Source organism: Streptosporangium brasiliense (assembly GCF_030811595.1).
In the GTDB taxonomy this organism is placed as follows: Bacteria; Actinomycetota; Actinomycetes; order Streptosporangiales; family Streptosporangiaceae; genus Streptosporangium; species Streptosporangium brasiliense.
In genome coordinates, this window is the sequence record NZ_JAUSRB010000002.1 from 8,032,403 (window position 1) to 8,056,477 (window position 24,075).

General features: G+C 69.1%; 15 protein-coding genes and 2 rRNA genes. 8 read left to right on the plus strand and 9 right to left on the minus strand.

The window, feature by feature from the left end:
- Positions 1-124 precede the first annotated feature (124 nt).
- The 3 genes from J2S55_RS45930 to J2S55_RS45940 form a co-directional block, all read right to left on the minus strand.
- Positions 125-3,248: ribosomal RNA gene (locus tag J2S55_RS45930) — 23S ribosomal RNA — on the minus strand.
- A 414-nt stretch (positions 3,249-3,662) separates the two neighbouring features.
- Positions 3,663-5,185: ribosomal RNA gene (locus J2S55_RS45935) — 16S ribosomal RNA — on the minus strand.
- Together the 16S and 23S rRNA genes form the textbook arrangement of a ribosomal RNA operon.
- 532 nt (positions 5,186-5,717) lie before the next feature.
- The gene (locus J2S55_RS45940; RefSeq protein WP_306874694.1) at positions 5,718-6,302 is read right to left on the minus strand and encodes a TetR/AcrR family transcriptional regulator; all 585 of its coding nucleotides are present in this window, start codon (positions 6,300-6,302) and stop codon (positions 5,718-5,720) included.
- Positions 6,303-6,593: 291 nt separating this feature from the next.
- Between J2S55_RS45940 and J2S55_RS45945 the strand changes: the two genes are divergently transcribed.
- The 3 genes from J2S55_RS45945 to gnd all read left to right on the plus strand — a co-directional run bounded on the left by J2S55_RS45945 (position 6,594) and on the right by gnd (position 11,263).
- Positions 6,594-7,901, plus strand: coding sequence for a glycosyltransferase family 4 protein (locus J2S55_RS45945; RefSeq protein WP_306874697.1), 1,308 nt, complete (start codon positions 6,594-6,596; stop codon positions 7,899-7,901).
- 45 nt (positions 7,902-7,946) lie between these two features.
- Positions 7,947-9,626, plus strand: a complete 1,680-nt coding sequence (locus J2S55_RS45950) for a serine/threonine-protein kinase (RefSeq protein WP_306874699.1) — start codon at positions 7,947-7,949, stop codon at positions 9,624-9,626.
- A 206-nt stretch (positions 9,627-9,832) separates the two neighbouring features.
- Positions 9,833-11,263, plus strand: coding sequence for an NADP-dependent phosphogluconate dehydrogenase (gnd, locus tag J2S55_RS45955; protein ID WP_306874700.1), 1,431 nt, complete (start codon positions 9,833-9,835; stop codon positions 11,261-11,263).
- A gap of 85 nt (positions 11,264-11,348) precedes the next feature.
- Here gnd and J2S55_RS45960 read toward each other — a convergent pair whose 3' ends face one another.
- The 3 genes from J2S55_RS45960 to J2S55_RS45970 all read right to left on the minus strand — a co-directional run bounded on the left by J2S55_RS45960 (position 11,349) and on the right by J2S55_RS45970 (position 13,786).
- Positions 11,349-12,209: a hypothetical protein gene (locus J2S55_RS45960; RefSeq protein WP_306874703.1), complete on the minus strand. Its 861-nt coding sequence runs from the start codon at positions 12,207-12,209 to the stop codon at positions 11,349-11,351.
- A 179-nt stretch (positions 12,210-12,388) separates the two neighbouring features.
- On the minus strand, positions 12,389-13,063 hold the full coding sequence (locus J2S55_RS45965; protein WP_306874706.1) for a hypothetical protein: 675 nt from the start codon (positions 13,061-13,063) through the stop codon (positions 12,389-12,391).
- A 276-nt stretch (positions 13,064-13,339) separates the two neighbouring features.
- Positions 13,340-13,786: a PIN domain-containing protein gene (locus J2S55_RS45970; RefSeq protein ID WP_306874708.1), complete on the minus strand. Its 447-nt coding sequence runs from the start codon at positions 13,784-13,786 to the stop codon at positions 13,340-13,342.
- 129 nt (positions 13,787-13,915) lie between these two features.
- Between J2S55_RS45970 and J2S55_RS45975 the strand changes: the two genes are divergently transcribed.
- The 4 genes from J2S55_RS45975 to J2S55_RS45990 all read left to right on the plus strand — a co-directional run bounded on the left by J2S55_RS45975 (position 13,916) and on the right by J2S55_RS45990 (position 18,897).
- On the plus strand, positions 13,916-14,695 hold the full coding sequence (locus J2S55_RS45975; RefSeq protein WP_306874711.1) for a hypothetical protein: 780 nt from the start codon (positions 13,916-13,918) through the stop codon (positions 14,693-14,695).
- Between the two features lie 133 nt (positions 14,696-14,828).
- Complete coding sequence (locus J2S55_RS45980; RefSeq protein WP_306874713.1) at positions 14,829-15,929, plus strand: hypothetical protein; 1,101 nt, start codon at positions 14,829-14,831, stop codon at positions 15,927-15,929.
- A gap of 183 nt (positions 15,930-16,112) precedes the next feature.
- Positions 16,113-17,582, plus strand: a complete 1,470-nt coding sequence (locus J2S55_RS45985; RefSeq protein ID WP_306874716.1) for a hypothetical protein — start codon at positions 16,113-16,115, stop codon at positions 17,580-17,582.
- Positions 17,583-17,604: 22 nt separating this feature from the next.
- Positions 17,605-18,897, plus strand: a complete 1,293-nt coding sequence (locus tag J2S55_RS45990) for an AAA family ATPase (protein ID WP_306874719.1) — start codon at positions 17,605-17,607, stop codon at positions 18,895-18,897.
- 150 nt (positions 18,898-19,047) lie between these two features.
- Here J2S55_RS45990 and J2S55_RS45995 read toward each other — a convergent pair whose 3' ends face one another.
- Positions 19,048-19,908 (minus strand): helix-turn-helix transcriptional regulator, encoded by an 861-nt coding sequence (locus J2S55_RS45995; RefSeq protein WP_306874723.1) that lies wholly within the window; start codon positions 19,906-19,908, stop codon positions 19,048-19,050.
- 108 nt (positions 19,909-20,016) lie between these two features.
- Between J2S55_RS45995 and J2S55_RS46000 the strand changes: the two genes are divergently transcribed.
- Positions 20,017-21,378 carry an MFS transporter gene (locus J2S55_RS46000; RefSeq protein ID WP_306874724.1) on the plus strand — a complete coding sequence of 454 codons (1,362 nt, stop codon included), beginning with the start codon at positions 20,017-20,019 and terminating at the stop codon, positions 21,376-21,378.
- Positions 21,379-21,416: 38 nt separating this feature from the next.
- Here J2S55_RS46000 and J2S55_RS46005 read toward each other — a convergent pair whose 3' ends face one another.
- Both J2S55_RS46005 and J2S55_RS46010 read right to left on the minus strand, forming a co-directional pair.
- Positions 21,417-22,370: a GNAT family N-acetyltransferase gene (locus J2S55_RS46005; protein ID WP_306874727.1), complete on the minus strand. Its 954-nt coding sequence runs from the start codon at positions 22,368-22,370 to the stop codon at positions 21,417-21,419.
- 64 nt (positions 22,371-22,434) lie between these two features.
- Entirely contained in the window at positions 22,435-23,973 is a 1,539-nt protein-coding gene (locus J2S55_RS46010; RefSeq protein WP_306874731.1) for an MDR family MFS transporter, read from the minus strand.
- Positions 23,974-24,075: the final 102 nt, after the last annotated feature.

The following is a 24,075-nucleotide window of genomic DNA, read 5'->3' on the forward strand; positions in this document are numbered from 1 at the left end:
ACACACGTGTCGCGGTGTTCGCTGTTTCAGAATCGCATAGTGGACGCGGGCAACAACCCTGATCACGCGCTGCTCCGGACCCGGCGAAGGGACCAAAGCGCTGCAGTGACCAAGAATATGCTTTGTGGTCAAGTCCTCGGCCTATTAGTACCGGTCAGCTCCACACATTACTGTGCTTCCACCTCCGGCCTATCAACCCAATCGTCTATTGGGAGCCTTACCCCTCACGGGTGGGAGACCTCATCTCAAGGCGAGCTTCCCGCTTAGATGCTTTCAGCGGTTATCCCTTCCGAACGTAGCCAACCAGCCGTGCTCCTGGCGGAACAACTGGCACACCAGAGGTTCGTCCGTCCCGGTCCTCTCGTACTAGGGACAGCTCCTTTCAAGTCTCCTGCGCGCGCAGCGGATAGGGACCGAACTGTCTCGCGACGTTCTAAACCCAGCTCGCGTACCGCTTTAATGGGCGAACAGCCCAACCCTTGGGACCTACTCCAGCCCCAGGATGCGACGAGCCGACATCGAGGTGCCAAACCATCCCGTCGATATGGACTCTTGGGGAAGATCAGCCTGTTATCCCCGGGGTACCTTTTAGCCGTTGAGCGACGGCGCTTCCACAAGCCACCGCCGGATCACTAGTCCCAGCTTTCGCTCCTGCTCGACCCGTCGGTCTCACAGTCAAGCTCCCTTGTGCACTTACACTCGACACCTGATTGCCAACCAGGCTGAGGGAACCTTTGGGCGCCTCCGTTACTCTTTAGGAGGCAACCGCCCCAGTTAAACTACCCACCAGACACTGTCCCTGATCCGGATCACGGACCGAAGTTAGACGTCCAAAACGACCAGAGTGGTATTTCACCAATGACTCCACCATCACTAGCGTGACAGCTTCACCGTCTCCCACCTATCCTACACAAACCGTTCCAAACGCCAATGTCAAGCTGTAGTGAAGGTCCCGGGGTCTTTCCGTCCTGCTGCGCGTAACGAGCATCTTTACTCGTAGTGCAATTTCGCCGGGTCTGCGGTTGAGACAGCGGGGAAGTCGTTACGCCATTCGTGCAGGTCGGAACTTACCCGACAAGGAATTTCGCTACCTTAGGATGGTTATAGTTACCACCGCCGTTTACTGGCGCTTAAGTTCTCAGCTTCGCCACATTACTGCAGCTAACCGGTCCCCTTAACGTTCCAGCACCGGGCAGGCGTCAGTCCGTATACATCGTCTTACGACTTCGCACGGACCTGTGTTTTTAGTAAACAGTCGCTTCCCCCTGGCCTCTGCGACCCCCACCAGCTCAGGGAGCAAGTCCCATCACCAGCGAAGGCCCCCCTTCTCCCGAAGTTACGGGGGCAATTTGCCGAGTTCCTTAACCGCAGTTCACCCGATCGCCTTGGTATTCTCTACCTGACCACCTGAGTCGGTTTCGGGTACGGGCCGCCACGACACTCACTAGAGGCTTTTCTCGGCAGCATAGGATCACCCACTTCGCCACAATCGGCTCGGCATCACATCTCAGGATACATGGACCGCGGATTTGCCTACGGTCCTCCCTACATGCTTACCCCAGGACTACCATCGCCTGGGCTGGGCTACCTTCCTGCGTCACCCCATCGCTTACCTACTACCAGATCAGGCCAGGCGTTCACTCTGACGCCGCCCCCGAAGGGGCAACCGAGTTAAGGACCCTTAGTATCACTGGATTCAGTATTGGCGCATCGTAGCGGGTACGGGAATATCAACCCGTTGTCCATCGACTACGCCTGTCGGCCTCGCCTTAGGTCCCGACTTACCCTGGGCGGATTAGCCTGCCCCAGGAACCCTTGGTCATCCGGCGCAGAAGTTTCTCACTTCTGATTCGCTACTCATGCCTGCATTCTCACTCGCACGGCCTCCACAACTAGATCACTCTGCTGCTTCGCCGGCCGCACGACGCTCCCCTACCCATCCACACACCTAAACCACAAAGGCTCGGACACATGTGTGAATGCCACGACTTCGGCGGTGTACTTGAGCCCCGCTACATTGTCGGCGCGGAATCACTTGACCAGTGAGCTATTACGCACTCTTTCAAGGGTGGCTGCTTCTAAGCCAACCTCCTGGTTGTCACTGCGACTCCACATCCTTTCCCACTTAGCACACGCTTAGGGGCCTTAGTCGGTGGTCTGGGCTGTTTCCCTCTCGACTACGGAGCTTATCCCCCGCAGTCTCACTGCTACGCTCTCACTTACCGGCATTCGGAGTTTGGCTGACGTCAGTAACCTTGTCGGGCCCATCGGCCATCCAGTGCTCTACCTCCGGCAAGAAACACGTAACGCTGCACCTAAATGCATTTCGGGGAGAACCAGCTATCACGGAGTTTGATTGGCCTTTCACCCCTAAACACAGGTCATCCCCCAGGTTTTCAACCCTGGTGGGTTCGGTCCTCCACGCGGTCTTACCCGCGCTTCAACCTGCCCATGCCTAGATCACTCCGCTTCGGGTCTACAGCATGCGACTCAAACGCCCTATTCAGACTCGCTTTCGCTACGGCTCCCCCACACGGGTTAACCTCGCCACACACCATAACTCGCAGGCTCATTCTTCAAAAGGCACGCAGTCACATCACAGACGCCCGAAGACGTCTACGCTCCTACGGCTTGTAGGCACACGGTTTCAGGTACTATTTCACGACCCCTCACCGGGGCGCTTTTCACCTTTCCCTCACGGTACTTGTTCACTATCGGTCATCAGGGAGTATTTAGGCTTACCAGGTGGTCCTGGCAGATTCACACAGGATTTCTCGGGCCCCGTGCTACTTGGGATCCCCTCAAACAGTCGACAAGATTTCGCCTACCCGGCTCTCACGGTCTCCGGCGCAACTTCCCAGAAGCTTCGACTATCCCATCGATTTCTCACTGCCTGGAGGAGCGGCAGCTCCTCCCAGAGGGTCCCACAACCCCGCACACGCAACGCCTGCCGGCTATCACACGCATACGGTTTAGCCTCTTCCGCTTTCGCTCACCACTACTCACGGAATCACTAATTTGTTTTCTCTTCCTACGGGTACTGAGATGTTTCACTTCCCCGCGTTACCACCAACCGCCCTATACATTCAGGCGGAGGCAACACCACATGACTGGTGCTAGGTTTCCCCATTCGGACATCCCCGGATCAAAGTCAGGTTGGCGACTCCCCGGGGCTTAACGCAGCCTCCCACGTCCTTCATCGGCTCCTGATGCCAAGGCATCCACCGTGTGCCCTAAAAAACTTGGCCACAAAGATGCTCGCGTCCACTATGCAAATCTCAAACAACAAACAGCGACCGCACCCACCCCACCACCAAACACCCACACCAGAAGCTGAGGCAAAACCCCAACCCCGGCCAGGCCGGTATGACAGGAGGACGGTCCCGCACGAGGTCACACAGACCACGAAGCCCGCCACAGGCAGGCTCCGCATCCGGTCCGTTTCCTCAGGACCCAACAGTGTGTCCGGAACCCCGGAACCCCTCGACCCGCGTTCCCACTCCCGACCCTCACGAGGAGGATGGGCGGTACTAGCCGGTCAGCGATCCCGCTGAACCGATTAGCCAGTGCTCCACTAATGAGCGCGTCATGTGCAGAACACGCGCCTGCAGACATGACCTGGACCAGACCCTCAAGCTGAGGATGTGGCCGATGCTCCTTAGAAAGGAGGTGATCCAGCCGCACCTTCCGGTACGGCTACCTTGTTACGACTTCGTCCCAATCGCCAGCCCCACCTTCGACCGCTCCCCCCACAAGTGGTTGGGCCACGGGCTTCGGGTGTTGCCGACTTTCGTGACGTGACGGGCGGTGTGTACAAGGCCCGGGAACGTATTCACCGCAGCGTTGCTGATCTGCGATTACTAGCGACTCCGACTTCATGGGGTCGAGTTGCAGACCCCAATCCGAACTGAGACCGGCTTTTTGGGATTCGCTCCACCTCACGGTATCGCAACCCTCTGTACCGGCCATTGTAGCATGTTTGCAGCCCAAGACATAAGGGGCATGATGACTTGACGTCATCCCCACCTTCCTCCGAGTTGACCCCGGCAGTCTCCAATGAGTCCCCACCACCCCACAAGGGAGCGTGCTGGCAACATTGAACAAGGGTTGCGCTCGTTGCGGGACTTAACCCAACATCTCACGACACGAGCTGACGACAGCCATGCACCACCTGTCACCCGATCCGAAGAGGCACCCATCTCTGAGTGTTTCCGGGCGATGTCAAGCCTTGGTAAGGTTCTTCGCGTTGCGTCGAATTAAGCAACATGCTCCGCCGCTTGTGCGGGCCCCCGTCAATTCCTTTGAGTTTTAGCCTTGCGGCCGTACTCCCCAGGCGGGGCGCTTAATGCGTTAGCTACGGCGCGGAAACCGTGGAAGGTCCCCACACCTAGCGCCCAACGTTTACAGCGTGGACTACCAGGGTATCTAATCCTGTTCGCTCCCCACGCTTTCGCTCCTCAGCGTCAGGTAAGGCCCAGAGAACCGCCTTCGCCACCGGTGTTCCTCCTGATATCTGCGCATTTCACCGCTACACCAGGAATTCCGTTCTCCCCTACCTACCTCTAGCCAGCCCGTATCGAATGCAGACCTGGAGTTAAGCCCCAAGCTTTCACACCCGACGTGACAAGCCACCTACGAGCTCTTTACGCCCAATAATTCCGGACAACGCTTGCGCCCTACGTATTACCGCGGCTGCTGGCACGTAGTTAGCCGGCGCTTCTTCTGCAGGTACACGTCAACTTCGTCCCTGCTGAAAGAGGTTTACAACCCGAAGGCCGTCATCCCCCACGCGGCGTCGCTGCGTCAGGCTTCCGCCCATTGCGCAATATTCCCCACTGCTGCCTCCCGTAGGAGTCTGGGCCGTGTCTCAGTCCCAGTGTGGCCGGTCGCCCTCTCAGGCCGGCTACCCGTCGTCGCCTTGGTAGGCCGTTACCCCACCAACAAGCTGATAGGCCGCGAGTCCATCCCCAACCGAAAAAACTTTCCACCACCATCCCATGCGGGAAGTGGTCGTATCCGGTATTAGACCCAGTTTCCCGGGCTTATCCCAGAGTCAGGGGCAGGTTACTCACGTGTTACTCACCCGTTCGCCGCTCGAGTACCCCGAAGGGCCTTTCCGCTCGACTTGCATGTGTTAAGCACGCCGCCAGCGTTCGTCCTGAGCCAGGATCAAACTCTCCAAACAATGTCTACAGAGTTGCTCCCGGCTGAAAGCACCCACCACCGGCAAAGGTGGAGGTGTCATCAACCAAAGGAATCCGTCCTCCCACACACGTGGGTGGGACGGGGTTGTGCTTCATGCACTGGCTTTTAACACACTGTTGAGTTCTCAAGAAACGGACGCGTTCTCCGTCACCGTGACCATGGTCCCGGCTCCGGGGCGTTTCGTTCGTTCCGTTGTGCCTTTATTCTTTCAGGCCCGCTTTTCCGTGTCAAACCCGCCCGCTTGAAGCGGCTTGACTTGATCTAGCTGGCCCTACCGGAATTCCGGCCGCCCCGTTTCCGGAGCAACCCTTCTAACCTACTCCGTTGTCCGGTTCGTGTCGAATCGAGCCTCATCGAGACATAACGATCTCAATGAGTGGAGTTCATCAGGGAGGGTCCCCGAGGTCCCAGCGTTGCCGCCGACTCTCTCGGGCTTGGTGAACTTTATGGACCGCGCCCCACCTCGTCAAATCAACCGTGTCCACCTGCCGTGGAGGTCGCTGTCCCGCAGGTCAGCGGGGCAGCGTGGCGGACATCGTCGCCACGATCACGCTGACCAGTCCCTCGACGACCTCGGCCCGGTCCACCTCGGGGTGCTCCAGCCACCAGTCTCCGGTGGCCTGGACCATGCCGACGAAGGCGTGTCCCAGCACCTGGGCCCGGACCGGGTCGGGGACCGCCGACTCCGCCGCGATGACGGCACCGAGCTCCTCACCGAGGCTGCGCACGATGGCGGTCATCTGGGAGTGGGTCCGGCTGTCCTCTGCTCCGGCCCGGTGGAACAGGAAGCGGTAGAGGTTGAGGTTGGCGGCGATCATGTCGAGGTAGGCGGTGATGGTCGACCGGGCTCGGCTGCGCAGATCCGTCCTGTCCCGGTCGAACTCCGGGCGCAGCAGGCTGACCACGGTGCGGACGTGACGGTTGGCCAGGGCCTGGTACAGCCCGCTCTTGTCGCCGAAGTGCCTGTAGAGGATGGGCTTGGTTATCCCGGCCTCGGAGGCGATCGAGGCCATCGACGCCTCCGGCCCCTCCCGCCGGATCACCCGGTCCGCGGCGTCCAGCAGCGCTCGCCGCCTGTCGGGATCCCGTCCGCTCACCGTCTCTTCCCCTCTCAGAGGGAAACAGCATAGGTCTCGCCCGGCGGAGAGACGTGAAGGCGGACGGGGCCGCTGGTGCGCCGACAGGACTAGAAGCGCCATAACGGCGCATTTACGCATATCCCACGTGCTTCAGGGCAGGGTGAGAGCTCCGTCCGGCAGCGCGCCGTACGGCCGGAGACCAGTTGAGCAGGGGGATCTCAATTGTCGGAGACAACGGGGAGACAGGGGAGACAGAGGCAGGGGAGACAACTGCCGGGGACAGTGCGCGGAGCAGCCAGACGCGGGGCGTTGTGGCTGCTGAGGCGGGTCAACGAGAGACGGGCCCGCCGCGCGCCCGCGCCGGACACGGGGACGGTCCGGATCCTGCTGCAGCATGCCTACGGGATGGGCGGCACCATCCGGACCGTGCTCAACCTCGCGGGATACCTGGCGCGGGAGCGCGATGTGGAGATCGTCAGCATGATCCGGACGGCGGAGGAGCCGTTCTTCCCGATCCCGCCCGGCGTGCGGGTGTCGTTCCTGGACGACAGGACCAGGCCCCGTGGCTGGATCCCCCGGCTGCTGTCACGCTTTCCGAGCGTGCTGATCCCGGAGCAGGAGAACGTCTACCGCTCGGTCACGCTCTGGACTGACCTGCGGCTGGTCGGTTTCCTGCGGTCCATGCGCACCGGTGTGGTGATCTCCACCCGGCCCGGGTTCAACCTGGTCACCGCGCTGTTCGCGCCCCCAGGAGTCCTGACCGTCGGCCAGGAGCACGTGGCTCTCGACGTCCACTCCCCCGAGATCCGGCGGCTCGTCAAGCGGCGGTACGGCAGGCTGGACGCCTTCGTCACCCTCACCGAAGCCGATCTGCGCCAGTACGCCAAGACGCTGAGGGCCGATCCGCCGGGACGGCTGCTGCGCATCCCCAACGCCGTGCCCGACCTGGCCGGTGACGTCTCGCCGCTGGAGGAGAAGGCCGTCGTCGCCATCGGCAGGCTGGTGCACGCCAAGGGCTTCGACCGCCTGGTCAGGGCCTGGGCACACGTGGCGGCGGCGCATCCGGACTGGGTGCTGCGCATCTACGGCCGCGGCGCGGCGAAGGCCGAGGCCAGGCTCCGCGCCAGGATCGAGGACGCGGGCCTCCAGGACAAGGTGTTCCTCATGGGCAGTTCCCCGGAGATCGGTGTGGAGCTGGCCAAGGCGTCGGTCTACGTGGTCAGCTCCCGCTACGAGGGGTTCGGCATGACGATCCTGGAGGCGATGAGCAAGGGCGTGCCAGTGGTGAGCTTCGACTGCCCGCACGGCCCCCGCGAGATCATCACCCACGAGCACGACGGCCTGCTCGTGCGCTCCAAGAAGGCCCAGGACCTGGCCGGGGCCGTCTGCCGCCTGATCGAGGACCGGGAGCTGCGCGGCACGCTGGGCGCGAACGCCGTGTGCACGGCCGCCGGCTACGACCTGAACGCCGTCGGTGCCCGGTGGGACGCGCTCCTGGCCGACCTCGGGCAGGAGCAGGCCGTCACGGTCGCACCCCGTCCTCCTTCCCCGGCGGCCTCCCCGGCGTTCGCGGGTCTTCCCCGGGCGGTCACGGGTGGGCGGATACAAGCGGGATGAAGGCAAAGATCCGGTAATCTGCCCGTCATCTCCAGGAGGTGACGGGTGGCCGGATCGAGTGCCGTGGCGGTGCCGGGCTACGAGGTGTCCGGCGTCCTCGGTCAAGGTGGTTTCGGGATCGTCTACCGGGCCCGGCAGCTGGCCGTGGACCGCGAGGTCGCGCTCAAGGTCGACAACCGGGTGCTGGTCTCGGAGCGGGACAGGCGCCGCTTCATGCGTGAGGTCACCTCGGCGGGCGCCCTCTCCGGGCATCCGCATGTCGCCCACGTCTACGACGCCGGAGTGCTGCCCGACGGCCGGCCGTACATGGTGCTGGAGCTGTGCCCCGGCGGGTCGCTGCTGGACCGGATGCGGGCCGAGGGGCGGCTGGCGCCGGCCGAGGTGGCCGACATCGGCATCCGCATCGCGGACGCGCTGGCGGCCGCGCATGCCGCGGGGGTGCTGCACCGCGACATCAAGCCCGCCAACATCCTGATCAACCGGTACGGCAACGTGGTGCTCTCCGACTTCGGCCTGGCCACCATGCCGTCCGCGGGCGGTGAGGCGTCGGTGACCCGCGATTCGCTCACCCCCGCCTACGCCCCGCCCGAGGCGTTCGAGCTGAGCGAGCCCGCCGCCGCCGGAGACGTCTACTCCCTGGCCGCGACGCTCTACGCGCTGCTGTCGGGCCGCCCGCCGAGGTTCCCGGAGAGCGGCGTGGCCAACATAGCCGTCATCATGGCCCTGCACCGGCTGCCCGTCCCGGACATCCCGGGCGTGCCGCTGGAGCTCACCGCGCTGCTCCGGCAGGCCATGGCCAGCGATCCGGCCCAGCGCACCCCCTCGGTGGCGGCGCTGCGGGACGCCCTCACCGACCTGCGTCTGGACCGCGGTGCCCAGGCACCCCGACCGGTCGCCCCGCCCTCCGTCTCCTCCGCCGCCGGCCCCGCCGTGGGCCCCTCCCCCACTCCTCCTTCGGGGCGCTCGGGGCCTTTCGCCTCGGGGCACTCGGGGCCTTTCACCGGGTCGCCCGCGCCGTACGGCGCGCCGACCGCCCAGCCCGTGCGGGGCGGGGAGCCGGTGCGCGCGCACCTGACCTCGCCGGGCCTGCGCGGTGTGACGGACACCCAGGCCCCCGCCGCGGTGGGCGGCGCGGCCACCGGCGGGTCGAACTTCCGGGTGTTCGCCGCGGTGGCCGCGGCCTTCACGATCCTGCTGCTGGCCGGGGTGGGGCTGATGTTCCTGGAGAACCGCGATCCGGACCCGCCCGCCGGTCAGCAGACCGGCGCCGACAGCCGACCGGCCGGCACGGAGGGAGTCGGGCAGGTCGCCACGGTCACAGCCGGCTGCCCGGCCGCGGCGGTGCCCGGCGCGCGGGCGGCCTGCGTGAAGGAGGCCGAGTGCTGGGGCGGGATCGTCAGCATCTCGGGCGACTCGACGGCCAAGCGGATCGGCTGCGAGGAGTCCCATTCCTGGGAGACCTTCGCGATCGCCCCTCTGCCGACGGACTCCCTCACCTACGACACCTCCGCTCTGGAGAAACACCCGTCGGTGAAGAAGGTGTGCGCGACGCAGGTGATGCTGGCCTCCCGGCACGGTGACGCCCGCACCGCCGCGCCCGCCGGCAAGTGGCAGAGCACGGTCCTGCCGCCGTCGAAGGAGCAGTTCGGCCTGGGCGTGCGGACCTACCGCTGCCTGGGAGGCGTGCTGGGTTCGGAGGCTCCCGGCACCTTCTTCCGTCCCTGACCTTCCTGACCCGGTGTCCGCCTCCCCTCCCTGACCTCTCTGACCCGGTCTCCGCCTGGGCCGCCCTCACCTCGCTCTCCCCGCAGTTCTCCCCTCTCCCCGCAGCCGCTCTCCTTCTGAGCCGGCGAGACGGCTCCACCGCACCCCGCCGACGACCATCTCTGGATACAAACTGACATTCTTGGACACGAAGGGGGTGTCAGACGATGGCTGAGGCAAAGATCGGCGTGACCGGGCTGGCGGTAATGGGGGCTAACCTCGCCCGCAACCTGGCCAGGCATGGGCACACGGTAGCCGTCCACAACAGGTCGCAGTCCAGGACCAAGGCACTGATCGAAGAGCACGGAGACGAGGGCGCGTTCGTCGCCTGCGAGACTCCGGAGGAGTTCGTCGCGGCGCTTGAGCGCCCTCGGCGCATCATCATCATGGTCAAGGCCGGCGCGCCGACCGACGCGGTGATCGAGGAGTTCGCCCCCCTGCTGGAGCCGGGCGACATGCTCGTGGACGGCGGGAACGCGCACTTCCTCGACACCCGCCGGCGGGAGGCGGCACTGCGCGAGCGGGGCATCCACTTCGTCGGGGCCGGGGTGTCCGGCGGCGAGGAGGGCGCGCTGCTGGGACCGAGCATCATGCCGGGCGGTTCCCGGGAGTCCTACGAGGCGCTGGGCCCGCTCCTGGAGGACATCGCCGCGAAGGTGGACGGCGTGCCCTGCTGCACGCACATCGGCCCCGACGGCGCCGGACATTTCGTCAAGATGGTGCACAACGGTATCGAGTACGCCGATATGCAGCTCATCGCCGAGGCCTACGACCTGCTCAGGCAGGGGCTCGGCCTGAGCCCCGCGGAGCTGGCGGACGTCTTCGAGGAGTGGAACAAGGGGGAGCTGTCCTCCTACCTCATCGAGATCACCGCCGAGGTCCTCAGGCAGGTCGACGCCGCCACCGGCAGGCCGCTCGTGGACGTCATCGCCGACCGGGCCGAGCAGAAGGGCACCGGCCGGTGGACCGTCCAGATCGCGCTGGACCTGGGGGTCCCGGTGAGCGGCATCGCCGAGGCGGTGTTCGCCCGCTCGGTCTCCGGTCACGCGGAGCTGCGGCAGGCCGCGCGCGGCCTGCCCGGCCCCTCGGGGGCGCCGGCCGGGCCGGTCGGCGAGGGTTTCGCGGAGGACGTGCGGCGGGCGCTGTACGCATCGAAGATCATCGCGTACGCGCAGGGGTTCGACCAGATCAGGGCGGGCAGCGCGGAGTACGGCTGGGACGTCGACCCGGGCGCGCTGGCCACGATCTGGCGGGGTGGCTGCATCATCCGGGCGGTCTTCCTCGACCGCATCCGCGAGGCCTACGAGCAGGAGACCCCGCCGGTGACCCTGCTGACCGCCCCCCTGTTCGCCGAGGCCCTGGGCCTGGCCCAGGAGTCCTGGCGGCGGGTGGTGGCGAAGGCGGCGGAGCTGGGCATCCCGGCGCCCGGTTTCTCGACCGCGCTGGCCTACTACGACTCCCTGCGGGCCGAGCGCCTGCCCGCGGCCCTGATCCAGGGGCAGCGGGACTTCTTCGGCGCGCACACCTACCAGCGGGTGGACCGGGAGGGCTCCTTCCACACCCTCTGGTCCGGTGACCGCTCGGAGGTCGGGGCCTGAGGACCCGCTCCCGTCGTGCCGGTGGCAGCCGCCGTCCGTGCGCCTGCCACCGGCGATGCGCGGAGCTCAGGCAGATGCGCGGAGCTCAGGCGTGGGCGAACTCCATGCGGACGGGGTCCTTGTCGGCGAGAACGACGACGACACCCGTGGTGCGCGTCCAGGCGTCGGAGATGAGGAAGTAGCGTCCGCCGGTGTGGTCCAGGAGACGCAGGCCCGTGTACCGGTACCGGTAGGTGCTCTTGTCGTCCTGGAGGGGTGTCTCGACGACTCCTGGAGCGGTCAGGTGGAGCCGCTGCGGGCTGTAGACGGTCACCTTGGTGAGGGCGCCGGGCCTGACTCCGTCAGCCAGGGTGTTGCCGAGGACCGTCGCGTAGTGGGAGGTGCCCCAGAACAGGGAGAAGCCGACGCTGAGCGCGACGAAGGCGCGCAGCGCCGTCTCGCGGGCGGGCGGCGCGCCGCCGGGGAGTGAGGCGCGGACATGAGCGGCGTAGTACGCCAGCAGAACACCCGCGCCGATGCTGAACGGGAAAGCGACATAGATGAACGCGCGCCACGCGGGGACGTATCCGAGCAGCCAGACGAGGGCGGGCAGCACCAGCCAGGCCAGCGACAGCGTCCGCAGGACGTAGGTGGTGAGCCTGTTCGGCGCGCGCAGAACCCGGGTGAGCCAGTGGTCGAGATACAGCCACGCGAAGCCGGCCGCTCCGACGATCAGGAGGAGCACCAGGACCGGGCGGACGCTGCGCAGCACGTAGTCGCTGGTGGACATGCCGAGGATGCTCTCGTTGATGCCGAGCCTGCGCGCCATCACGTCGCTACGTTCCCAGCCGAAATAGACCAGCAGCGCGGTGACGACCGTCGCGTTCGCGAGGATGGCCGAGACCCACTGCAGCAGGGTGGAGTTCCCCGCCACGGCCTGCAGCCCCTCCGCGGGTTCCGCCGGCACCGGCGGAAACGCCGGTGCCGGTTCTGACTGCGCCGGGTCCACCGGTGCCGGGTCCGCCGGTACCGGGTCCACCGGTGCCGGGTCCGCCGGTACCGGGTCCACCGGTGCCGGGTCCATCGGTGCCGGGTCCGCCGGTGCCGGTTCTGACGGCCCCGGCGGCGTCGGTTCTGCGGGTGTGGTCAACCGGTCTCTCCCGTGGGCTCGCCGGCCGGAGCCGAGGACGTGCCGTCGGGAGAGGTGGGGTCGCCGGGCGGCGGGTTGTCGCCGTCTCCCTGGTCCACCGGCGGGGGATCGTCGGTTTCTCCCTGGTCCGTCGGCGGCGGATCGTCCGTTTCCTCCTGGTCCGCCGGCGGCGGGCTGTCGGAAACGTCAGGCGGGCAGGCGGCGAAGGAGGACTTGGGCTTCCGCCGGATGAGGCTCGCCTCCGCCACGTAGAGGAAGCACATGAACTGAGGCGCGTCCGTCCTGACGGCACCGGCGAACGCCTTCTTGGCGGCCGCGCCCCTGCCCTCGCACAGCGCGATGCCGACGCGGAGCAGCAGGACCGTGTTCTTGTCGTCGATCGCGTACACGGGGTCGCTCTGACGCTCGTCGAGCTGCGCGCGGGCCCCGGAACAGTCCTTTTCCAGCAGGAGGTCGTAGATGCCGCCGGGACCGCTGTTGACTCCGGTGTTGCCTATCGGCAGGTCGAGCGGCCCGTAGTGCGGGTCGTCCCCACCTCCCGCCGTCTTCTCCTCCTGTGCCTGACCTTGCCCGCCGTCATCCGGGGAACCGTCCAGCACGCTGTTGCCGCAGCCGCATACCAGCGTCAGGGCGACGAAGACGGGGAGCAGTCTTCTGAGGCCGAGATTCACCGTTCTCTCCGTTCCAGAGAAGTGATGGCCACAGCATGACAAACAAGGATCTCGCCGGGAACACGTTGAGTAGGGGGATACTCACATCTCGCCCGCCGGAGCGGCGGGCCGGTGTCGGGGAAAACGTGCCGGTGTCGGGGAAAAGGGGAAGAGCGGCGCGAAGAAGATCGGGACGGCGTGTCCGGCGGACGCGGAGGCCGGTGGGCGGGCCTGCCCGTGGGCCGCCGGGACGGGCCGGTCCCACCCGGCGGCGTGCCCGCCGGGCACCACCGGCGGTCAGGCGGCCAGGTCCAGCGGGATGACCTGGCCCGCCGTACGGCGCAGGCGGCGGTTGAGGGCTCCCGGGCGGGAGACCACCACGACCAGGACGCCCCGGCCGGACAGCCAGTCGGCGGACTCGGCGAAGACGCCGTCGCCGGAGCCGATGACCACGCGCTCGAACCGGTCGGCGAGGTGGTCGAGGCGGATCACCTCGCCCAGCGCCGCGTCGGCCCCGTCCGGGCCGGAGCGGACCAGGAGCTGGATCCCGGCCAGGGCCAGGCCGACGGGGAGCATGGCGCCGTGGTTGACCGCGACGACGTATTGGTCCATCCCGCCGATGGGGACGCGTTCGCGGTAGCGGTCCATCATGGCCTGGACGTCTCTGGTGGCGGGGCGCGCGTTTCCCACGAGGTTCTCCACGTCCAGCAGGTGGACGGCCCGACCTTCCGATAGGTTGCGCACCAAATGCCCCCTTTCGGCCCAGTATTACCGCGCCATGGCCTGCACTTTAATACTGGAATTCGCTGGAACTCAAGGGAGATTCGCTGGAATTCCAGGGAGACTGGTGGAACTCCTGTTACGCTCCGGGCCGTGAGTGAATCACTGGACGCGCTGGAACGGCGGATAGCCGAGCTCCGCGCCGAGGTGCGGCGGGCGGTCAAGGCGAAGGAGAACTCGCTCGCCCGGTCGCTGCGCGGTGACCTCCGCCGGGCCGAACAGGCGTGGGACGCGGCGGTCGGCGCCGAGGAGCCCGTGCCGCCGCCCCCCGAGCCCGAGACCTCGCTGCTGCCGATCCGGGAGCAGGTGCACCAGGCGCTGGCCCTGCTCGGCGTGCCCACCGCGGCCAAGCTGATCGTGGCGGTGAACGACGCGTTCTTCTCCGGCGCGCTGCGCGGCCCCCAGCTGACCAGCCTGCGCAGGGACGAGGAGCGCTCCTTCCGCAGCGCCCCCTACGCCCGGCCCTACTACCTGTGCGCCGCGCTGACCGACCGCCTCTCCCCCGCGCGCGGGCTGCTCGCCGACAGCACCTGGGCGCCCGAGCTGCGGGTGCTGGGACCGCTGAGCCCCCGCGTCGACTTCCTCACCTCGACCATGCGCATCGCCGAGCACCTCGCCCGGCTGGCCGAGCCGCCGCCGGGGGCGCTGCGGCTGCTGTCGCGGATGGCGCACAACATCCCCGGTGCCGTCGAGGGCCCCGTCCAGGCCGACCCCGTGACCGCGCTCCGCGCGGCCCGGGCCGAGCTGGAGGTGCACCGGGCGGCCGACGCCGCGCACCGGGCCGAGGTGGCGGCGCGGGCGAGCAGGCAACTACCGGACGTGGAGCGCCTGTTCGGCGCCGCCGCGATGAGCAACTTGAGAGGGGCCTGTTGATGGACAGGCGGAACACGGCGTGGACGGCCGGTCCACCGGAGACGCCCGCCGGCCGGGCGGGGCGCGCCACGTGCCTCGGCCGGCTGATCGGCGGCCGGGGCACGGCACGCGCCGGCGGCACCGGGGGTGGCCGGTGAACCGGCTGGACGAGCTGCGCGGGCCGGTGCCGCCCCGCGCGCACGACGCCCGGGCCATCGCGGCTCTGGCCGCCAACCCGGGCTGCGCCCGCCGGGCGCTGATGGACGCCGCCGGGGTGGACAAGGACCGCACGGCCCGGCACCTCGGCTTCCCGGCCCCCTTCGGCCAGTCCCAGTTCGCGATCACCCGCGGGAACGTGTTCGAGTCGCTGGTGAAGGAGAACGGCTGCGCCGAGCTGCTACGGCTCCTGCGCGAGCTGCTCGGCCTGCCCGTCGCCCAGGTCGGCTACCAGGACGTGGAGAGCGTCGGCTCCCACCTGCGCCACTCCCACACCCGGACACTGGTCGACCGGGCGGCTCGCGAGCACGGCGACACGGCGGTCTTCTACGACCATCCGCTGTTCAGCCTGGAGATCGCCGGACACACCTCCTACCTGGAGCCCGACGTGGTGGCCTTCCAGGTCGGCGGGCGCTTCCACATCGTGGAGATCAAGTCGTTCAGCGTGATCGACGGCCAGGCCGAGCCCGAGAAGGTCGCGGCGGCGGCCAGGCAGGCCGCGGTCTACGTGCTGGCGATGCGCACGCTCCTGGCCGACCTCGGGCACGACCCCGAGCGCGTCTCCCACGACGTGGTGCTCGTCTGCCCGGAGAACTTCGCCAACCGGCCGACCGCGACGCTGGTGGACGTGCGCAAGCAGCTCGCCGTCCTCAAACGGCAGCTCACCCGGATGACCAGGGTCGACCGCCTGCTCGAAGGGCTCCCCCAGGGGGTCACCTTCGACCTGGCCCCCGACGGGGACGGCGTGCCCACCCGCTCGGCGGAGGAGCTGGCCCAGGCCCTGGCCCGGGTGCCCGCCCGCTACGCGCCCGACTGCCTGTCCACCTGCGACATGTGCATGTTCTGCCGCGACGAGGCCCGCGGCAGCGGCTCCACCGATCTGCTCGGCCGGCAGATCCGCGACCAGCTCGGCGGAGTCTGCGGCATGACGGAGGCACTGGGCCTGGCCGAGGGCACCGTCGAGCCCGCCGAGGGCCAGGAGGAGATCGCCCGCCTGCTCCGCCTGGCGGAGCGCCTGCGCGAGGAGTGCCTGCGATGAGCCGGCGGAGCGAGCGGCCCGGCGGGCACGGCGCCCACCGGGCCGGCGGAGGAGGAGGCGTGAGCGGGCGAACCGACAAGCACCGCAGCGCAGCGCCCACCGGGCCGAGGGAGGAGGCGGCGTGAGCGGGCGAACCGACAAGCATCGCAGCGCAGCGCTCGCGGAGCCGACGGAGGAGGCGACGTGAGCACGCTGACGGCGCTGGCGCGGCTGCGCGCCATCCGGGACGGGGCCGCCCAGCCGATCACCACAGTCCGGCACTGCCACATCGCCCCGCACCCGATGGTGTTCATCCCGCTCAAGCTCGCCGGCGAGGCCGCCGCGCCGCTGGCCGCCATGGTGGGCACCGATCCGGACCACCCCCGGCTGCTGGTGGTCCCCCAGCCCCGCAACCGGGACCTGCGCTTCGCCTTCGCCGCCGAGCTGGCCGAGGTGCTCCTGCCGTACGTCGAGGGGTTCGAGAAGACCACCGAGACGGTCGAGAGGAAGGGCGGGGAGCCGTACGAGCGGTGCCTGGACGCGCCGCAGCTCCTGGTGCCCAACCGGCCGGCGGCCGCCTTCACCGGGCTGCTGGGCCGCTCCACCCGCTTCCGCAGGGCCGACGGGCCCTATCCGGTGCATCCGTCGGTGCCGCTGCTGGGGCGGTGGCTGACCTACTTCGCCGACCGGTCGCGGCAGCCGGGCTCCTGCCTGCTGCTGGTGGCCACCGAGGCGCTGAGCATGCACTGGGCGACCGGGCAGAGCGGCCTGGAGGACGCCAACCTGGCGGCGCTGCTGGGATGGATCGCCCCTCCCCCGGGGATGAGCGGCCGGCGGGCCGCCGAGGAGGCCGAGGACCCGCTGCTCTGGCCGCCGGCCGGCCCCGCCACCGACCCGGGCTTCGACAACGAGGTGCTCGGCCCCGCCGTGCGGGCCTACGAGGAGGCCCCGACCGACCATGCCGTGGAGCGCCTGACCCAGGCGCTGCGGACCCAGCTCGAACCGACCTGGCGGCTGATGTGGCAGGCGGCCGGCCTGCTGCGCGCGCTGCCCGAGGACGGGCGGGTGAAGGACCGTTGGGACGCCGACCGCGGCTCGTTCACCAGGTTCGTCGAGCGGCTGGCCGAAGGCGGGCCGCCGCAGGCGCGCAGGGACGGCGCGGTCGGCGCCGCGGCACGGCTGGCGGGGCTGGAGCGGGCCCGGGCGAGCTACGACGTGCAGCGGGCCTACGACGACCCGCTGATCATGGCCGAATACCGGCTGACCGGTGAGGCGTTCGCCGGGACGGTGACGGACGCGGACCCCGAGCACACCGAGGGCGAGGGCCGCTCGCGCAAGCTGCGGCCGCTGATCACGGTCCGGACCGACGACCCGGTACGGCTGGCCCCCGGCGCCACGGTCGGCAGCCCCGACCGGCGCGGCCACGCCGCCGAGATCGTCGAGATCGCCGGCGACGAGATCACTCTGAAGATCACCAAGGGGATGGGCCGGGGCAGGACGCCCGCCCCCGGCGCGGTGCCCGAGCCGGGTGAGCGGGTCTCCTACACCTCGCTGACCGACGACTTCCAGACTTCGGCGGCGCTCCCCGACCCCGAGCGGACGCCGTGGACCCACGGCGGCCCGCCGGAGGAGTACGTGCCCAGCGACGACGACGCGCAGGAGGAATGGTCGTGAACGGTCAGCAGGCGGGCGCGGCATGACGCCCCAGCAGGAGGCGGCGGCCGTCGTCGAGGCGGTCCTGGCGGACCTGCCCCGCAACCGGGGTGTGGTGGTCGACTCCCCTCCCGGGGCGGGCAAGTCCACCCTGGTGGTCAGGGCCGCCGGGCACATCGCCGAGACCGGCGAGCCGCTGATGATCGTCGCCCAGACCAACGAGCAGGTCGACGACCTGGTGGAACGGCTCGCCACCGAGCACCCCGACCTCACGATCGGCCGCCTGTCGGCCGGCGGCTACGTCACCCCGGGCCGCGTCCTCGCCCACACCAACGTCTCGGTCGCCGGCAAGCTGCCCGACCTGGGCGACCCGGCCGTGGTGGTCGCCACCGCCGACAAGTGGGCCTGGATCGGCGACCGGACCTGGCCCTGGGCGATCGTGGACGAGGCGTACCAGATGCGCTCGGACAAGCTGCTGCGCATCGCCTCGCTGTTCGAGCGGTCGCTGTTCGTGGGCGACCCGGGCCAGCTCGACCCGTTCTCGATCGTCGACGGCGACCGCTGGGCGGGTCTGTCGTGGGATCCGGTGCAGAGCGCGGTCTCGGTGCTGCTGCGGCACAATCCCGACCTGCCGGTGCACCGGCTGCCCGTCTCCTGGCGGCTGCCCGCCTCGGCGGCCCCGGTGGTCTCCGAGGCGTTCTACCCGTTCACCGGGTTCCGGGCCGGGACCGGGCACGCGGACCGGTCGCTGGAGCTCACCGTCAACGGCATGCGCACCTCCTACGACCGCGCGCTGGAGGAGGCGGCGGCCTCGGGCTGGGCGCTGTACGAGCTGCCGAGCCGCCATACCGTGCGCACCGACGCCGAGGCGGTGCAGGCGGTGGCGGTGCTGGCCGTACGGCTGCTGCAGCGGGCGCCGGTCGCCCACTCCGAGCGCGGCAGCCACCGTGTCACGGCCGACCGGATCGCCATCGGCGCCGCCCACCGCGACCAGGTCGCCGCGATCCGCGCGGCCGGGGTGCCGGAGGAGATCACAGTGGACACCGCCAACCGCCTCCAGGGGCGCGAGTACGACGTGACGATCGTGCTCCACCCCCTCTCCGGCCGCCGCGACGCCACGGCCTTCCACCTGGAGTCGGGGCGGCTGTGCGTGCTCACCTCCCGCCACCGGCACGCCTGCGTCGTGGTCGCCCGGGCGGGCATCCCCGAACTGCTGGACGCCCACCCGTCGGCCGAGCCGGTCCAGCTCGGCGTGCCGGTGAAGTTTCCCGACGGGTGGGAGGCCAACCAGGCCGTGCTGGCCCATCTCGCCAAGCACCGGGTGGCCGCCCACTGAGCCGCCCCGCCGGGGACCGGTGCGGGCGGGCGCCGTCCGGAGCCCCGGACGCCCCGCCCGCCGGGTGCGCGCGGGCGATCGCCGGGCCTCCGAGCCTGCTGTTCGAACTGGCGCCCCGCGGGCCGGGTGCCTGCGGGACGGGGGCGCCGGTCAGTGGGTGTGGGCCGGCACCGGCTCGATCTCCGGGTGCGCGGTGACCCAGACCATGCGCTCGCGGCTCTCCTCGTCCATCGGCGTGTAGACCACCATCCGCGTCTCCGGCGGCGACGGCAGCGCCAGGCTCGTCGAGACCGTGCGCACCAGCCCGACCGCGGAGTGCTGGAAGATCTTCATCCGGTTCCCCGGCCTGGCCACGTCGTGGGTGGCCCACATGGCCGCGAACTCCGGGCTGGCGGCCGACAGCCGCCGGACGAAGCCGGTCCAGGCGGGCTCCCGCAGGTGCCGGCCGAAGCCCGCGCGGAGCGTGGCGACCATCTGCGGCAGTTCCTCCTCCCGGTTGACCACCGGGGTGCAGCACTGCTTGGTGACGAAGAGCTGCCAGAGCGCGTTGCGGGTGGCGGGAGACTGCGCCGTCATGGACGGGAACAGCGCGGCGTAGGCGCGGTTCCAGGCCAGCAGGTCGTAGCGGCCGTTGTAGACGGCGGCGGGTATCGGGGCGAGCTGGTCCAGGATCATCTGGGTCTCGGGTTCCAGCGCGGCTCCGGCGTCGGAGACGGACACGCCCGGCACGTCGGCGAGCCGGTAGAGGTGCTCGCGCTCGGCGTCGTCCAGCCGGAGCGTCCGGGAGATCGCGTCCAGCACCTGCACGCTGGCGTTGATCGGCCGCCCCTGCTCCAGCCAGGTGTACCAGGTGACGCCCACCCCGGCGAGCAGGGCGACCTCCTCACGCCGCAGGCCCGGGGTGCGACGGCGCAGCCCCGGTGGCAGCCCCACCTCGGCCGGGGTGAGGCGGTCACGGCGGCTGCGCAGGAAGGAGGCCAGCTCGGCACGGCGGGCACGCGGGTGGGTCATGGTCACTCCCCCATGCTGGCCGACGGGCGGACCGGCTGCCAGGTACCGGCAGTACCAGGATCAGCAGGCTCTCGTTACCGGTATCGGTGCGCCCCCAAGCTCGTCCCCATGACCGCGATATCCACCAGGGCCCCGGCTCTGCGCACCCGTTGGCTGCTGACGGTGGTCCTCACCGGGCAGTTCATGGCGATCCTGGACGTCTCCATCGTCAACGTCGCCTCTCCCGTGATCCGTTCCGACCTCGGCGCGTCCGGCTCGGGACTACAGATGGTCATCTCGGGTTACACCATCGCCTACGCCATGCTGCTGATCACCGGTGCCCGGCTGGGCGGCCGGTACGGCGGGCGCCGGCTGTTCCTGTACGGCCTGGCGGGGTTCACCGCCGCCTCCCTCGCCTGCGGTCTGGCCGTCTCGACCGGGCAGCTCGTCGCCTTCCGGCTGCTTCAGGGCGCGGGGGCGGCCCTGATGGTGCCCCAGGTGCTGAGCATGATCCAGATGAACTTCGAGGGGGCCGCGCGGGCCCGCGCGCTCAGCCTCTACGCGACGGTGATCTCGGGGGCCGCCGTGGTGGGCCAGGTGCTGGGCGGCGTGCTGGTCTCCGCCGACCTGTACGGCACGGCGTGGCGGCCGGTCTTCCTGGTGAACGTGCCGATCGGGATCGGGCTGCTCGCCGTGGGCGCGAGGCTGCTGCCGGCCGACGGCCCGCTGCGCCACCGCGCCCTGGACCTGCCCGGCCTGGTCACCCTCTCGCTGGCGGTCAGCCTCCTGGTGGTGCCGCTGGTGCTGGGCCACGAGCAGGACTGGCCGCTGTGGGGCTGGGCCGCGATGGCGGCGAGCGTGGCGGCCGCGGGGCTCTTCGTGCTGGTGGAGCGGGGCGCACCCGCGCCGCTGGTGCCCGCGCGGGTGCTGCGGGCCCCCGGGGTGGCCGTCTCCGCGCTGGCCGTCTTCGGGGCGATGGCGACCTACGGCGGGTTTCTGTTCACCCTCGCCCTGCACCTGCAGGGAGCCCTGGGCGACAGCCCGCTCCGGGCCGGCCTGACGTTCGTCCCCGGCGCGGCGGCCTTCGCCGTGGTCAGCCTCAACTGGCGGCGGGTCCCCGAGCGGCTGCACCGCCGTATGATCATCGTCTCCTTCGGCGTGGCGGCGCTGGGCTATCTGGGGCTGTCCCTGGCGCTGGGCGGCGGCGGGCACGGCGAGCCGCTCCTGTGGGTGGCCCTGGCGGTGGTCGGGGCCGGTCTGGGCGGGGCGTTCAGCCCGGTGCTCGCACTCGCGCTCACCCACGTCGCCCCGGGGGACGCCCCCGACGCCAGTGGGCTGTTCGTCATGATGACCCAGCTCGGCCAGGTCGTGGGCGTGGCCACGTTCGGCACGCTGTACCTGAGCCTGGGCTCGGCGCCGGGCACCGGCGTGGCGCTGGCGGTCACGGCGCTGGTCACCGGGGTGTGCGCGCTGCCGCTGCTGCGGCGGTGAGTCCCCGGGTACGGCCCGCGCAGCCGTACCCGGACCGGTCAGACCGTCCGCCGCCAGACGTCGATGGCCAGCACCTGGCGCATGCCCACCGACAGGTACAGCTCCAGCGCGGGCGTGCTGTTGTTGGCGTCCACGTGGAGATAGGTGCCCACCCGGCCGCGCCGGGCGTCGTCGGCGAAGGCCCTGCGGAGCATGAACCGGCCGAGCCCGCGGCCTCGGAAGGCCGGCAGCACGGCCAGTTGGCGCACGTAGCCGCAGTTCTCGTCACCGGCGAAGGCGTTGGTGCCCAGCAGCATCGCCACCGGCTCGCCGTCGATCCGGGCGACCGTCAGCTGCGACCAGTCGCCGCTGGCCGAGGAGTCCAGCTCCTCGTGCCACTTGTCGTAGTCCTTGGGGGTGAACCCGAAGTGCTCGGCGAAGCCGGCCTGCTGGACGGCGTGTCCCTGGCGGCGGACCTCGTCGGTGATCCCCTGGTGGACCGAGAGGCCGGGCGGGAGGGCGGGCTCGGGGACCGAGGTCCCGTGGTCGACCAGCAGCCGGATGAAGCTGGTCGCCGCGCTGAACCCGCGGGCGGCGGCGATGGCCCGCTTGCCGCTGTCCTCCCGGTACAGGCCGATGTCCAGCACGGCCCTGTCGTGACCGAGCCCGGCCGTGATCTGCCTGGCCCGCTCGGTCACGGTGTCCCAGAGCCCGCCGGTCAGCCCGGGGGCGTCGGGATGCACGGCCACGTCGATGTCGACGTTGTCACTTGTGCCCTTGCGGCAGGCCCAGGCCCAGGCGACCAGGCGCCCGGCCCCGTCGTGGACGACCCAGCCGTCGGTCTCCCTGTCGAAGGAAGGGTCGTTCAACTGGTCGACGACGTCGTCGAAGGTCATGTCCCCCTTGCCGATCACCTGCGTGTCGCACAGGGAGATCAGCTCGTGGATGTCGTGCGCGTCTTCGGCCCGAGGCCGCCGGGTGACGTACCCGGCGGCGGTGGTGGTTGTCTCCATGGGCACAGCCTGTCCGGGGTGACTTGGGGCCGGCTGGGTCATGGCTTGGTCTCGGCGCCCGGCGTCAGTCGAGGACCGGGGCCGGGACCGGGGCCTCGGCGTCAGCGCCCTGCTCGGGGGCCCCGCGCAGCGGGATCTCCTTGATGAAGGCGGCCAGCAGCGGCACCACGACGGCGAACAGGATCGCCCACCAGAACACGCTGGAGATGGAGGCGGCCAGCGACTCCAGGAAGCCGGTCCGGACGTTGGCGGGCAGCTCGTGCAGGGCGGCGGGGTTGAACTGGCCGCCGCTGGAGGCGAGCTTGTCGCCGACGGGGCCCAGCTTGCTCTCCAGGTTGGAGGTGAGCTGGTTGTTGAAGACCGCGCCGAACAGCGAGACGCCGAACGAGCCGCCGATGGAGCGGAAGAAGGTGGAGGCGCTGCTGGAGACGCCCAGGTCCTTCTGCTCCACGCTGTTCTGCGCGATCAGCATGGTGGTCTGCATCAGGAAGCCCATGCCGAGGCCGAGCACCGCGATGAACACGCCGGTCTGCCAGGCGGGCGTGTGGACGTCCATCAGCGACAGCAGCCACATGGCGACCGCCATGATGACGCCGCCGAGGACCGGGTAGACCTTGTACTTGCCGGTCTTGGTGATGGCCTGGCCGACGAAGAGCGAGACCACCATGGCCGAGCCCATCATCGGCAGCAGCAGCAGGCCCGAGTTGGTGGCCGAGGCGCCCTGGACCGTCTGCTGGAACAGCGGCAGGAAGTTGATGGCGCCGAACATCGCGAAACCGAGCAGGAAGCCGACCAGGGAGATCAGTGTGAAGTTGCGGTTGCGGAACAGGTTGAGCGGCATGATCGGTTCGGCGGCGCGGCGCTCCACCGGGATGAACAGCGCCAGCGTGACCACGGCGAGCGCGGCCAGGCCAAGGATCTGCGGCGAGCCCCACTCGTAGTCGTTGCCGCCCCAGGTGGTGATGAGGACCAGCGCGGTGATGCCGATGGACAGCAGGGCCGCGCCGAGCCAGTCGATGCGGTGCTCGGTGCGATACTTGGGGAGCTTCAGCTTGGTCGCCAGCAGCGCCAGCGCGATGAACCCGACGGGCAGGTTCACGTAGAAGGCCCAGCGCCAGTCGAGATGGTCGGTGATGAACCCGCCGACGAGCGGACCGGCGATCATCGCCAGTGACATCACGCCGGCCATGATCCCCTGGTACTGGCCGCGCTCGCGGGGCGGGACGAGGTCACCGATGATCGCCATCGCGTTGACCATCAGGCCGCCGGCGCCGAGGCCCTGGAGCGCGCGGAAGGCGATGAGCTGGGCCATGCCGTCGCCGGGACCGCCCAGCATCTCGGATCCGGCCATGCCGCAGAGCACGGAACCGATCATGAAGATGACGATCGAGGCGAGGAAGATGTTCTTCCTGCCGTACAGGTCGCCGATCTTCCCCCAGATGGGGGTGGAAACGGTGGTGCCGAGCACGTAGGCCGTCACCACCCAGGACAGGTGGGTCAGCCCGCCCAGCTCACCGACGATCCGGGGCATGGCGGTGCCGACGATCATGTTGTCGAGCATGGCCAGGACCATCGCGAGCATCAGGCCAGGCAGCACTACCATGACCTCACGCCGCCGCACTGGTGCGGCTGCGGTCTCCTTCACTTCTTGTCGCCCCCTAAGACAATGATCTTACTTACTTGCCGACCGGCTAGTGTCGGATAT

Bases quoted from the DNA above. Each gene is read 5' to 3' on its own strand.
- J2S55_RS46010 (WP_306874731.1), bottom strand. From the start codon at position 23,973: ATGGTAGTGCTGCCTGGCCTGATGCTCGCGATGGTCCTGGCCATGCTC.
- gnd (WP_306874700.1), top strand. From the start codon at position 9,833: ATGGCTGAGGCAAAGATCGGCGTGACCGGGCTGGCGGTAATGGGGGCT.
- J2S55_RS46000 (WP_306874724.1), top strand. From the start codon at position 20,017: ATGACCGCGATATCCACCAGGGCCCCGGCTCTGCGCACCCGTTGGCTG.
- J2S55_RS46005 (WP_306874727.1), bottom strand. From the start codon at position 22,370: ATGGAGACAACCACCACCGCCGCCGGGTACGTCACCCGGCGGCCTCGG.
- J2S55_RS45990 (WP_306874719.1), top strand. From the start codon at position 17,605: ATGACGCCCCAGCAGGAGGCGGCGGCCGTCGTCGAGGCGGTCCTGGCG.
- J2S55_RS45995 (WP_306874723.1), bottom strand. From the start codon at position 19,908: ATGACCCACCCGCGTGCCCGCCGTGCCGAGCTGGCCTCCTTCCTGCGC.